The organism is Marinilactibacillus sp. Marseille-P9653, from assembly GCF_916618885.1.
Taxonomy (GTDB): Bacteria; Bacillota; Bacilli; order Lactobacillales; family Carnobacteriaceae_A; genus Marinilactibacillus.
Window position 1 is genome coordinate 1,982,299 of record NZ_CAKAKH010000001.1, and the last position, 12,878, is coordinate 1,995,176.

The following is a 12,878-nucleotide window of genomic DNA, read 5'->3' on the forward strand; positions in this document are numbered from 1 at the left end:
TAGGTGTAAAAAAAATGTATTCTACAAATTAGAATACATTTTTTTACAAAAACCAATATTAGTAATTTTTTATTAAAACCTCAGTTCTTGGATAACGTGCTCCACTTTGACCAATTTCTATACATTCATATCTATGTTGCTCAGTCCATTCTTTAAGAAGGTTATTTATTCTACCTTGATGCTCCATAACATTTGATAACATAAATTTAAAACCAAGCTTATCAAGCTTAGATAGAAACATTAGAAGTTCAGCTTCCATCTCAACATCCCAACCCTTTAATCCCCGTTTTCCATCGTTGTACTCTGCTGTCGTTATTAAGTAAGGGGGATCAAAATAAAAAACAGTATCTCTTTCAAACTTATCGAGCGGAAGATCTTTGTAGCTTCCTTGTTTTAAGGATAATATTGGCGATTTAGGTAAAAAATTTAGAATTCTTTTTCTAAGGCCTTCATTGAATCCTGCGTTACCGACAGGAGAGTTGAACCCAAGTTGTCCGTTAAATCTAATTAGGTTTTGAAAAGAAAACATGTGAAGAATAAAAAGATTTAAAGGTGTCTTTTCATTGCTATTATACCAATTTCGAAAATTTAAGTATTCTATTTTTTTGGCATTGCCAAGATTATAATTTTCAATTTTCTTTTCAATCAAATCTAGTAAACTTTTTCTATCAGACGTCAATATCATTTCCATAACTTCAAAAACAAATGGATTGTACTCATTATATAAGACACTATTGGTTGCTATCACATTAGCACCTACATTAAATGCACCACCCATAGCATCAACAAAAGTACCAACGTGTTGTGGAAGTTCCTTATAAATTGCTTCAAGCAAAGTATCTTTGCTCCCAGAATAGTTCAATGGAGATTTTATATTTATCTTGTTCTTTTTAAAGTAGATAATCACTTCGTTGAGTTTTTTTCCGTTGCCTTTTTGACTTGAATTTAGATTTTTATATTCTCTATAAGGAACTTCTTCAATAAAAACTTCATGATTAACTGCAAATAACTTTGCCAAATCCACAAGTTCATCTAAAGGAACTAAAGATTGATTACTATAGCTAATAAGAATATGCTCAAAATTCAATTGTCTAAACATATCTTCAAATGCAAATTTTGCCAATTGTTTCCGGCTATATTGTGACATCCTTCTCCCATTTTGTCTACGTCCAGTCTTTCCGGCAATTTCAGGTATATCATATCTTGCAATTGTTTCTAATATATGATAAGCAGAAGCATATTGTGTAATTGTATAGGGTGTATCAATGTATGCAATATCGCCTGCAATATGTCTAATGAGAAAGTTTGTATCTTCATTGAATGAAATATTGGTTAGATCTACTGAAAATGAATTTTCCATTTCTAAAGGTGAAAGTACTAATGGTTTGTTAGACCTACTTTCCCAGAATTTAAAGAATGCCTCATAGGTTCCAGAAGTGTTTGATATCTTTGTAACACTTTCTAGAAGTGAAGCAAGAAGAAAATAGTACTCTGCTTCTGACAACAGTTTTTCCTGGTATAGCTCTTCTATATCTAACCTCATTCCATCTATTTTAATAGCATTTTCTTCTATAAAAAACTGCCTATCTCCTTTTGGTGAATAATTTTGATAAATAAAATAATGTTCATCAGGAGTATATTTTCTAGAATTCAACCATTCAAAAGGTGTTATTAAGTATTGATTTATGAAATATTCAAATTTAGGTAATTCGAAATTTAAAGTTTTTGCTTTACTGAAGACAAAAGAGTAATACATAAAATCATTTGTTATAATTTTATATTTACCTTTCATATGATCACTAACTGCTGAAGTTCCAGCGAACAAATCCGCAAAGACTTCTCCAGTTATATTATATTTTTTAATTACCTCATCAATAAAAGGTAACAATTTTGTTTTATTTCCAAGATATCTCATTCCAATAAATTCCCTCTCAATTATAAATATCATCAAAATTAACATTACTTATATTAGATATTTTTTATGACTTATCTAATAAAATTGGGTTAATTAAACTAATTTTATACTATATTTATAAAATTATAGTTTTTGTATTATGGCTTCCTTTATTCACTTTAAGATTAATTGATTTTTTTGTTTTAGCCTAAACAATCTCCTATTATTCCAAAAGTTTCAAAACGTTAAGTGTTCCTCTTAGAACTTTACAACCTCCCAATTATATCGCAAAAAGTTACAAGTCGAAAGGTAATAAAATATATACGATAATTGTTTTTCGTAACTCTATAATTACTAAAATATTTAAAAAATTTCTGTTTAACTATTTGTTTTACGAATTTCTCTATAGGCGTTCTTAAATTACGATACTCTCCAACTGATAATTTACGAATAATTTTACGAATTAGGGTATTACCAATTATCGAAAATCCTCAATTTAATTTTTGAATACTTTAAAACCAAGATGTATCTATTTAAACCATAACAAACATACGTTCTTTTCGCAACTTATTATTTTCCTAAGTAATAAATATTAAAACAAGGTTACATTATTCAAATTATAAGTTTGAGGGAATGTGATTTTCTAATTTTATCTAATGATCTACCTTTAATTTAATATACAGAGCGCGAAGAGTACTCCACATAGAACCTACGTTATCATTGAAAAATTTATTCATTAAGTCATCTTCCTCATAGAACCTAACATTATCTATGAAATGATCGATATATGTATGATTATCTTTACGATAAAAAAGTAGTATATCTTTTTCTTCTCCATATTTATTTATTTGATCCTCCAATACCAGAAGCAAAACTTCTCTCTCTTTTTCCACTCTTGGCTCATCTCCTAACTTTCTATATTATACTACTGACTAGAAAATTTATTTCTCATTATTTTTTTATAATATCGCAAGTTATTATTTATTCTTATCATAACTTATTTAAAAATTATAGTTTATCTTATTGTTTGAAATCTATATGTTCCTATAAATAACACCGAATTAACTTTATAAGATAAAGTCCATATAATTGTGTAAAAAGAAAGGCCATATGATCGCCTGTACGGTACAATGTTTTTAACCACTAAAAACATACCTGGAGGCAATCATATGACCCAACATCTACAGATTAACCTAGAACCGAAACAGATACAAGCATTAATTGAGAGTAGTGTGAAAGACGATGCTTCAAAGCTGATTTTAACGACCGTCTTTAACCAATTAATGGAGCATCAACGAACGGAATTTATTCAGGCTGAGGGTTATGAAAGATCCGAGAATCGAACGGGACAGCGAAATGGCTACTACGAAAGAGCATTGACAACACGCGTAGGAACGTTGGAACTTAAGGTTCCAAGAACAAGAGACGGTGTCTTTTCTCCGACTGTTTTTGAGCGGTATCAACGGAATGAAAAAGCATTGTTAGCTTCTATGCTAGAGATGTATGTACCAGGTGTCTCCACTCGTAAAGTCTCTCAGATCGTAGAAGAATTGTGTGGAAAATCAGTCTCTAAGTCTTTTGTTTCTTCTCTGACTACTCAATTAGATCCAATCGTTAAAGAATGGCAGAATCGAACACTGACAGGAACGAAGTTCCCTTACCTCATGGTAGACGTTCTCTATATTAAAGCACGAGTAGAACAGCGCGTCCTCTCTCAAAGCTGCCATATCGCTATAGGGATTACAGAAGAAGGCGATCGCCAGATCATTGGCTTTATGCTTCAAAATGAAGAAAGTCATGAAACCTGGTCGAATTTTTTCGACTATCTGAAAAACAGAGGACTATCTGGAATCAAGCTCGTGATTTCTGATGCGCATAAAGGACTTGTGTCAGCTATTCAAACTTCCTTCACTCATGCTTCATGGCAGAGATGCCAGGTTCACTTTATGCGAAACATTTTAAGTACAGTTCCTAAGAAAGGTTCTAAACCCTTTCGAGAAGCAGTCAAAGCGATCTTCAAATTCTCAGATATTCATTTAGCCCGTAAGGCTAAAAATGCGTTGATTGAAGAATACGCTGATCAAGTAAAGTATCAAAAGGCCTGTAGAACACTAGATGAAGGTTTCGAAGATGCCTTCCAGTACACTGTTTTAGGCAAAAGCCATAACCGATTGAAGAGCACAAATTTACTCGAACGATTGAATGAGGAAGTCAGACGGAGATAAAAAGTCATCCGTATTTTCCCCAATACTGCTTCAGCTAATCGCTTAATTGGAGCCGTCCTGATGGACGTGCATGAAAACTGGATCAGTTCTCTTTTAAGATTTTGCTCTTTTTTGGGTTCGTATAGACTAAAGCAATAGCATTTTTAATTAAATAATCTCGTCATATTGTTTAATCGTAAACAAATTTAAAGAATAGTCACAATGATTCCTTCTCTATTTCTAAATATATCAGCAATACTTTTATCTTGTAAAATGATTTCGCTTAAATGTTCTTCAAAATCTTTTTTATAAGTCCGACTGACAGCAGTTTGATCGATCCATACCGTTCGCCCTTCTTTACTACTATGATCAATAAAATACGACTGACCTTGATAGCTGAATTCTATTTCTCTTCCATGTTTGATATAGTCGATCAAGTCCTCTAATGATATAGTAGGATTAGGTAACTCTTTTTCATAATCATTCATAGACACAATTTTATCTCCTTTATTTAATGTCCTGACCTATCCTTACCTTTCCAAGTGTGTGTATGCGGAAATTTATGCGGTCCAGAGTGAGAATAGTCGACATCAAAATCAGCATTACCATTTTTATCATAATATCTTCTTTGTGTGCGTTTTCCTTTTACTAATTTATCCTTAGAAGAGTATGGCTTCTCCCCGGAGATAGGAACTTTACTTTTTGTTGTAGTAGAATGGGTTTTGGTCGGTGTCCAATCTTTTTTAGCTTTATTATAAGCTCTTTCAGTGAAAAATATACGTACTTTTTTGTACGCCCAGTGAGTTGCTTTTATAGTAACGCCCGCTATAACTATAGCTCCCACACCAGTAATGACCACTTGCCCTACCCCGGGAATAGCCCAAGTTCCTGCAAGAAGTGGAGCATATTGGATAACGTCACTAGCAGCCATTATGGACATCTGCCCACCGTTACTTGCATACGGTGGTGTATTCGTTACACTTTCGCCAACCTCTACTTCTACAACTGTTTCAAGTAGTTTTTCAAATTCATCTTCCGTGTAATAAGTACCATTTATGGTTATTCCGTATTCTGATAATACAACATTAGACGGGTTATTTTCAATATCGCTATCTGTTGTATCTTCTTCGTAAGTAATGTTGATTATTTCGTTTTCTTCAGTAGTATCATTTACCGTTATATCTTCCGTAGTGTTATCCACTGAATCAGTTTCAGCAGCGTAGACGTATAAGCCTGTAGTTCCTAAAATCTGAAATACCATAAGAATTGTTAGCATTGAGATTAAACCTTTTTTTAAAATCTTCATAAATCACCTCTTCATTTTATTATATGACGATATTACAAGGTGATTGTAGCATTATATTACAAAAATATTTCAATATTATTAAAACAAATTCGAAAAATTGAACAAAATGTGTCTAAACCCTTTTAACTTGAACTTACTATCTGTACATTCATTGTAACAATATGGTATACTCTATCTTTACGTAAGTAGGTTACTGAATAAATTGTATTTATGGAGTAACAGTAAGGTTGAACACAATATTTTTGTTTAATGTTGCGCAAAATAAAAAGCACGATTAAAGATATATTTAGTATATATATCTTTAATCGTGCTTTTTTAATAGGAACAGTTTCAGTCAAAATAGAGTATTCAACTTACAAAGTTTTCAACGTCAATGTCTTGAGCTTTCAAGTATATGTCTAAAGTATATCTTTTAAAAATATAGTACTGTTGATCAACATTGGACTCTTGATTTAGTGCTTCTATATAATACTTGAGATTAGTATCTGTACCATTCAATATAGTTTTTATCCTTTTCAATTTTCTCTCAAAGTTTGAACAATCTTGTACTCTGTTAATTACTAAATCAGGTCTATTAAGGTCTAGCGTTGATATGAAATTGATTACTTCTACATTCTCTGGTTCATCTTCATACATACACGTAAACTTTGGTTCTAAAATTTCTTCTAAATCATCGATATAGGGATTCAAAATTTCTTTTGATCCTTTTTTAACGTTACATGTCTGACAACTCCACCCTAAATTCTCCCAATCATAGGCTAAATGGGGGTGCGAACTTTTAGGTTTTATGTGTTCAACATGACCATACGTAATGACTTTGACGAATGTATCACAATACATACATTTTCCAAAACTTTCTTCTTTTAGTGCAGCTTTTATTTCTTCATTATTATATTTATTTTTGAATTTAGGTTTCACTTTAGAAAAGTCATTCCCATTTTTTTATATTCATCCAATAAAAAATCTGTCCATTCTTTCGATTTTCTTGCTAATATACCCGGTGTAGTTCCTTTTACGATTTTAACCATTTTTTTCACCTTCATTATTGATACTGAAGACTAAGTCAGATAACAATGATTCAATATTTTCTTTTTTCATATCCTTTTGTAGCTCTAAAAAATCCTCATTAGATAATTCCATATTTTTATACTTATTTAATATTGAAGCAAATTTATATTCCGCCCATTTAGGTAAATTAGTAGAAACTCCTAAAACATTGTATAGAACATCTTCATTTGGCATTGTTAAATCATACTGGTAATCCTCAATTTTCTGAACAGTGACCTTTTTATCTTCATTATGACTTAAAATATATATATATGATTCTTCTATTGAAGTTACTACTTCCGGACTGTGCGTCGAAATTATAAATTGAACATTTGGAAAAGCTTTACATAAATTAGGTAATATTTCTCTCTGCATTGAAGGGTGTAAATGATTTTCAATCTCATCAATTACAACAAAGTAATTTCTATCCATAGGAACAGCCACAAACATCTGCCAAGCAATATCAATAATCGCCCCCATACCACCTGAAAGTGAGTCCAATAAGAAACTTCCTGTTTTCGTTTCAAACATAATTTCTCCGCTTTCTCTATCAACAATGATATTTTCGAACCCGATTTCCATAGGTAAAACTTGTCTCAATATTTTAATGAATCTATCCACTTCTTGTTTTAGCATTTTTTTATATTTTTATTCTACTTGTATTTGGAGTATGTACTTTTAATAGTCGTATTTTCACTTTTGATATATCCCTACTAAATTATTGAGTTAGCCCATCAAATAATAATTATCCCTACCCAAATTTCTATTTTATAAAAGCTCGAAACGCATTTTATATACGTTTCGAGCTTTCTATTTAAAAATTACCCCACTGAACCTTCCATCTCATAGCTGATCAAACGGTTGAGTTCAACAGCGTACTCCATAGGAAGTTCTTTGGTGAAGGGTTCTACGAATCCCATGACGATCATTTCTGTGGCTGTTTCTTCGTTCAAGCCACGACTCATCAAGTAGTAGAGTTGTTCTTCTGATATTTTGGAAACTTTTGCTTCATGCTCTAATGCGACGTTCGAGTTGTGGATCTCGTTATAAGGGATCGTGTCGGATTTCGACTTGTCATCCATGATGATCGTGTCACACTCGATGTGTGAGATCGATCCGCCGGAATTTTTCCCAAACGTTACTTGTCCACGGTAGTTCACTTCTCCACCATCTTTCGCAATCGATTTAGAAACGATCGAGCTAGATGTGTTTGGAGCGTTATGAATCATTTTCGCACCTGTATCTTGGATCTGACCTTCTCCCGCCATTGCGATCGACATTGTCGTACCACGAGCGCCACGTCCGTTCAGATGGATACTTGGGTATTTCATCGTTGTTTTAGCGCCTAGGTTTCCATCGATCCATTCAACCGTTGCGCCTTCTGCGGCAGTTGCCCGTTTTGTAACGAGATTATAAACGTTATCTGACCAGTTTTGAATCGTTGTATAACGGCAGTAAGCATCTTTTTTAACGATGATTTCTACAACGGCAGCGTGTAATGAACTTTCCGAGAATGTTGGAGCCGTACAGCCTTCAACATAATGCACACTTGCGCCTTCGTCTACAATGATCAGCGTACGTTCAAATTGACCCATGGCTTCATCATTGATACGGAAGTACATTTGTAGTGGCACGTCACAGCGGACGCCTTTTGGTACATAGATAAAGGTTCCACCCGACCAAGTCGCTGAGTTCAAAGCCGCTAGCTTGTTATCTGTTGGTGGGACAACTGTTCCAAAGTGTTCTTTGAATAGTTCAGGATATTCTTTTAAAGCTGTATCTGTATCGGTAAAGACGATGCCTAGTTTTTCGTATTCTTCTTTCATGTTATGGTAAACCACTTCAGATTCATACTGAGCACCAGATCCTGCTAGGAATTGACGCTCTGCTTCTGGAACGCCAAGACGTTCAAAGGTTTCTTTGATTTTGTCTGGTACATCATCCCAGCTACGTTCTGAACGTTCACTGGATTTACGGTAATACGTGATATTATCAAAATCAACTTCTGATAGATCCGCGCCCCAATTTGGCATTGGACGTTTCAAAAAATGATCATAAGATTTCAAACGGTAATCCAGCATCCATTGTGGCTCTTCTTTACGAGCTGAAATATCTCGGATAATGCCTTCTGTCAGTCCTTTACCAGTATCGTAAATCGACTCGACATCATCGTGGAATCCGTATTGGTATTCGCTTTTTTCTGGTACATCGACCATGTTTGCGTGCCCCTCTCGTGAGTGTGTTGCTCGTTGGTTTCTAGTCTGTTATGTCTTCATGTCTGAGTTGTCCGTCTACTCCGGTACCCTGGTTCGCCAAGGCTTTTTCCAATGCTTTCCAAGAAAGTGTGGCGCATTTGATACGGGCTGGAAATTTTGAAACACCTGACAACATCATAGCGTCGCCTAAGGCGTTTTGGTCTTCCGTTTCGTTACCCTGAACCACTTGGGAAAATTCTTTTGAAAGATTCAAGGCGTCTTCGATCGGTTTCCCAATGATCGCATCCGTCATCATGCTGGCACTGGCCATAGAAATCGTACAGCCACTACCATCGAATCTGACGTCTTTTACAAGTCCGTCTTGTACATTCAGTTGCACTTGGATGACGTCCCCACAAGTCGGGTTTCTTAACTCAATCTGTGTGGTACTTTCATCCAGTGTACCGCGACGTCTTGGAGACTGCGAGTGTTCCAGGATAACCGCTCTATATAGTTGGTCTAGTTTAGTTAAGGCCATCTAAGAAAAACTCCTTTGTAGCGAGAATCGCTTCTACAAATTTATCGGCATCGGCTTTCTTGTTATAAATATAAAAGCTGGCTCTAGCCGTTGCAGGCTGATTCAGATACGTCATCAGTGGCTGAGCACAATGGTGCCCAGCTCTGACCGCGACGCCTTCCATATCCATCGCTGTCGCTACATCATGTGGATGGACGCCATCGATATTGAATGATATCACACCCGTTCTGAATCTCAAATCTTCTGGACCGAAAATCGTTAGTCCTTCGATTTTTTTCAGTTTTGGCATCACGTATTCAACCAGTTCGCGTTCGTGTTGAACGATGTTTTTCATCCCGATTCTTTCCAGATACTGAACGGCTGCTGCTAAACCGATCGCTCCAGCAATATTTGGTGTCCCTGCCTCGAATTTCCAAGGCAGTTCTTTCCAAGTACTGTCTTGTTCTTCCACGAAATCGATCATCTCGCCACCGAACTCGATGGGTTCCATCTGTTCCAAGAGTGCCCGTTTTCCGTAAAGCACGCCGATCCCAGTTGGTCCAAGCATCTTGTGTCCGCTAAACGCATAGAAATCCGCGTGGAGCGCTTGTACGTCTACCGGCATATGTGGAACTGCTTGGGCACCATCAACGACTAGATAGCCGTTTTTCTCATGTACCCAGTCGGCGATCTGACGAATCGGATTCACCACACCCAGTACATTGGATACGTGCGTTAAAGAAACGATTTTTGTTTTAGTTGTGAGTTTTTTTTGGAAATCATCCAGATCAAGCTGACCATCTTCTGTCAGTTCGACATACACCAGTTTCGCTTTTTTCTTTTTCGCTAACTGTTGCCAAGGAATGATATTGGAGTGGTGTTCCATATAAGAGATCAAGATCTCATCTCCGGCCTCCACCACAACTTCTCCAAAGCTTTTGGCAACCCAATTCAGTGACGTTGTGGTTCCGCGAGTCAAAAGCACTTCTGCCGTTTCAGCGGCGTTGACGAAGTTACGAATGACTTCACGGGACCCTTCATACTGACTGGTTGCTCGTTCTGCCAAAGTATGCACACCGCGGTGAACATTCGCATTTGACGTATGGTAATAGGTTTCGACCGCATTCAGTACGGTCTGAGGTTTTTGAGTTGTCGCTGCATTGTCCAGATAAACCAGTGGTTCATCGTTAATGACCTGGTTTAAAATGGGAAAATCCTGTTTTAATCGGTCAAACGAAACGGTCATCTAGAAGTCAACTTCCTCTCAATGGTTTCAACTAGTTCATCACGAATCGATTTCAAAGGAATCGCTGAGATTACAGATCCTAAGAATCCTCGAATCACTAAGCGTTCGGCTTCTGTTTTTTCAATCCCACGACTCATGAGATAATACATTTCTTCTGGGTCCACTCGACCAACAGAAGCGGCGTGTCCAGCGGTTACTTCATTTTCATCGATCAATAGAATCGGGTTGGCATCTCCACGGGCTTTATCAGATAACATTAATACACGAGACTCTTGTTGTGCATCTGATCCTTTAGCGCCTTTGATGATATGGCCGATTCCGTTGAACGTCAGTGTAGCACGATCAAGGATAACGCCGTGTTGATAAATATTTCCAACAGTGCTTTTACCATAACTGACAACATTTGAATCGATGACTTGTGTTTGTTTACCGCTACTGATTCCAACAGCTTTCAAATCAGAACTAGATCCGTCCCCAACTAGGTTCGTATCCAAGTCCGCAATTGTACTACCGTTGTTCATAACCCCAATTGCCCAATCAATTGAAGCATCACGGAAAGTATGTCCAGCACGGTTAAAGTAAGTGGTCGTATTTTCGCCTAGCTGATCAACAGCAGAAAATTTCACTTGTGCACCTTGTTTTGCGACAACTTCCACTAAGATGTTGGCTGCATTCTTTTCCTGACCAGCAGTAAAGAAACGCTCCACATAGTTGAAGCTGGAATTTACGTCCGCATAAACCAGTACATGTTTGATAAAGCTGTCTTCTACTAAACTGTTTTGAATAAAGATTGCTTCTAGCGGTTCGTCTACGACAACGTTTTTTGGCACATATAAGAATAGTCCTGAGTTCATAAAAGCTGCATGGAAAGCAGAGATTTTGTTCTTCTGTGGTTTCACTGCAATTTGCATATACGCTTCTTGTACCAATTCAGAATGCTCTTTTAAAGCTGTCTGAATATCGGTAAAGATGACGCCTTTTTCTTTCAGTGATTCTGGTAAAGTTTCAATAAGCGTATCATTACCGGCTTGAACGACGCGCGCTGCATCGGCTTTGTCTTCCATAAACTGAGTAATATCAACTGACTTCGCTGCTGGTGCGCCTGTTAGGTTTGGCACCTGAAACAGTGGCCAGCGGTTATAGCGTAGTCGTTCGATAATTGGTAGGTCCAGTTTTTCGATACTGTTCAGCGCTTCTAGACGCAACTGAAGCATCCATTCTGGTTCTCCGAGTCCTGTCGAGAAGGCCGTTAGAGCGTCAGCATAATCTACGTACTGCTTTTCTTTTGTTACCATAGGTTTTGCCTCCTCTTTTTTTATTCGTGTTCTTCTTCTTTGTATTCAATACCTAGTTCTTCCATCAAACCTTTGTATCCTTCAGCTTCCAGTTTGTGCGCTAATTCTGCGCCACCGGTTTTAACAACACGGCCATCCATCATAATGTGAACAACATCCGGAGTGATGTAGTTCAAAAGTCTTTGGTAGTGAGTGATGATCAGTGACCCAAAGTTCTCGCCACGCATTTCGTTCACGCCTTTCGAAACCACTTGTAAGGCATCAATATCAAGACCTGAATCGATCTCATCTAAAATCGCAAAAGTCGGTTCGATCATCAGTAACTGTAAGATCTCGTTACGTTTCTTTTCTCCACCTGAGAAACCTTCGTTCAAGTAACGTTCAGCCATTTCTTCAGACATATCGAGTAAGGCCATTTTTTCATCCAGTTTGTTGATGAATTCCATAACACCCATTTTGTTGTCTTCATCACGGCGAGAGTTGATCGCTGCACGCATAAATTCTGCATTTGTGATCCCAGCAATTTCACTTGGATATTGAACGGCTAAGAATAGACCCGCACGTGCACGCTCATCTACTTCTAGTTCCAATACGTTTTCTCCGTCAAGAAGGACTTCTCCTTCTGTAACTTCGTAACTTGGGTGGCCCATGATTGCAGCGGACAAAGTTGATTTACCTGTTCCGTTGGGTCCCATGATGGCATGGATTTCTCCTGTCTGCATTTTTAAATTAACGCCTTTTAAAATTTCTTTATCTTCAATGGATACATGTAGGTTCTTGATTTCTAATACTGCCATTATGTACCTTCCTTTTCTCTGGGATTTTTTTAGCTACGCACGTTAAAATCTTTATGCGTATACTCTATCATTTTAGTTTAAGTGAGAACGTTTATCAAGGTCTAAAAGAGCCCACTGACAGCTTGAAAGTCTATAAAACCACTGATACCAACCTTTTCAGATTGTAAAAATTATTATCTAGGAAATAATCTAAAACAGTCTGTATTTTATCATTTTGTTCAATCTCTGCGTGAACTGTTTTATATGAACTTAGTGAATTGACTATTCCTAAAGTGAGTAGAATTGTGCTATACTCTAGTCAAACGGGAATGAATGTCTCCCAAGGTCTAGCCTAAACCGCTGTAAAGCTGATGACTTCTGTGATGTGTATGCATCCA

The 12,878-nt window shown here is 36.6% G+C and carries 11 protein-coding genes, 1 pseudogene and 1 riboswitch; of the genes and pseudogenes, 1 reads left to right on the forward strand and 11 read right to left on the reverse strand.

Going from position 1 to position 12,878, the window contains the following annotated elements; genetic code table 11:
• Positions 1-58: 58 nt before the first annotated feature.
• Positions 59-1,915 (reverse strand): DNA adenine methylase, encoded by a 1,857-nt coding sequence (locus tag LG377_RS09660; protein WP_225744451.1) that lies wholly within the window; start codon positions 1,913-1,915, stop codon positions 59-61.
• 632 nt (positions 1,916-2,547) lie between these two features.
• Complete coding sequence (locus LG377_RS09665) at positions 2,548-2,787, reverse strand: hypothetical protein (RefSeq protein ID WP_225744452.1); 240 nt, start codon at positions 2,785-2,787, stop codon at positions 2,548-2,550.
• Positions 2,788-3,063: 276 nt separating this feature from the next.
• Here LG377_RS09665 and LG377_RS09670 point away from each other — a divergent pair.
• A pseudogene (locus tag LG377_RS09670) lies at positions 3,064-4,257 on the forward strand (IS256 family transposase).
• A 47-nt stretch (positions 4,258-4,304) separates the two neighbouring features.
• Here LG377_RS09670 and LG377_RS09675 read toward each other — a convergent pair.
• The 9 genes from LG377_RS09675 to sufC form a co-directional block, all read right to left on the reverse strand.
• On the reverse strand, positions 4,305-4,592 hold the full coding sequence (locus tag LG377_RS09675) for a hypothetical protein (RefSeq protein WP_225744453.1): 288 nt from the start codon (positions 4,590-4,592) through the stop codon (positions 4,305-4,307).
• Positions 4,593-4,609: 17 nt separating this feature from the next.
• Positions 4,610-5,374: a hypothetical protein gene (locus LG377_RS09680; RefSeq protein WP_225744454.1), complete on the reverse strand. Its 765-nt coding sequence runs from the start codon at positions 5,372-5,374 to the stop codon at positions 4,610-4,612.
• A 378-nt stretch (positions 5,375-5,752) separates the two neighbouring features.
• Positions 5,753-6,322 (reverse strand): HNH endonuclease, encoded by a 570-nt coding sequence (locus tag LG377_RS09685; protein ID WP_225744455.1) that lies wholly within the window; start codon positions 6,320-6,322, stop codon positions 5,753-5,755.
• 102 nt (positions 6,323-6,424) lie between these two features.
• Positions 6,425-7,087 carry an AAA family ATPase gene (locus LG377_RS09690; RefSeq protein WP_225744456.1) on the reverse strand — a complete coding sequence of 221 codons (663 nt, stop codon included), beginning with the start codon at positions 7,085-7,087 and terminating at the stop codon, positions 6,425-6,427.
• Between the two features lie 185 nt (positions 7,088-7,272).
• Positions 7,273-8,667 (reverse strand): Fe-S cluster assembly protein SufB, encoded by a 1,395-nt coding sequence (sufB, locus tag LG377_RS09695; RefSeq protein WP_225744457.1) that lies wholly within the window; start codon positions 8,665-8,667, stop codon positions 7,273-7,275.
• Between the two features lie 40 nt (positions 8,668-8,707).
• Positions 8,708-9,184 carry a Fe-S cluster assembly sulfur transfer protein SufU gene (gene sufU / locus LG377_RS09700; protein WP_225744458.1) on the reverse strand — a complete coding sequence of 159 codons (477 nt, stop codon included), beginning with the start codon at positions 9,182-9,184 and terminating at the stop codon, positions 8,708-8,710.
• Positions 9,171-10,409, reverse strand: a complete 1,239-nt coding sequence (locus tag LG377_RS09705; RefSeq protein WP_225744459.1) for a cysteine desulfurase — start codon at positions 10,407-10,409, stop codon at positions 9,171-9,173. Before LG377_RS09705 ends, sufU begins: the two co-directional genes overlap by 14 nt.
• Positions 10,406-11,704, reverse strand: coding sequence for a Fe-S cluster assembly protein SufD (gene sufD / locus LG377_RS09710; protein ID WP_225744460.1), 1,299 nt, complete (start codon positions 11,702-11,704; stop codon positions 10,406-10,408). Before sufD ends, LG377_RS09705 begins: the two co-directional genes overlap by 4 nt.
• A gap of 20 nt (positions 11,705-11,724) precedes the next feature.
• On the reverse strand, positions 11,725-12,501 hold the full coding sequence (gene sufC / locus LG377_RS09715) for a Fe-S cluster assembly ATPase SufC (protein WP_225744461.1): 777 nt from the start codon (positions 12,499-12,501) through the stop codon (positions 11,725-11,727).
• A 295-nt stretch (positions 12,502-12,796) separates the two neighbouring features.
• A riboswitch (Fluoride riboswitch) is annotated at positions 12,797-12,868 on the forward strand.
• Positions 12,869-12,878: the final 10 nt, after the last annotated feature.

Coding starts and splice junctions, on each gene's coding strand:
- LG377_RS09680 (WP_225744454.1), bottom strand. CDS start 5,374: ATGCTAACAATTCTTATGGTATTTCAGATTTTAGGAACTACAGGCTTA.
- LG377_RS09660 (WP_225744451.1), bottom strand. CDS start 1,915: ATGAGATATCTTGGAAATAAAACAAAATTGTTACCTTTTATTGATGAG.
- LG377_RS09705 (WP_225744459.1), bottom strand. CDS start 10,409: ATGACCGTTTCGTTTGACCGATTAAAACAGGATTTTCCCATTTTAAAC.
- sufC (WP_225744461.1), bottom strand. CDS start 12,501: ATGGCAGTATTAGAAATCAAGAACCTACATGTATCCATTGAAGATAAA.
- sufD (WP_225744460.1), bottom strand. CDS start 11,704: ATGGTAACAAAAGAAAAGCAGTACGTAGATTATGCTGACGCTCTAACG.
- sufB (WP_225744457.1), bottom strand. CDS start 8,667: ATGGTCGATGTACCAGAAAAAAGCGAATACCAATACGGATTCCACGAT.
- LG377_RS09690 (WP_225744456.1), bottom strand. CDS start 7,087: ATGCTAAAACAAGAAGTGGATAGATTCATTAAAATATTGAGACAAGTT.
- sufU (WP_225744458.1), bottom strand. CDS start 9,184: ATGGCCTTAACTAAACTAGACCAACTATATAGAGCGGTTATCCTGGAA.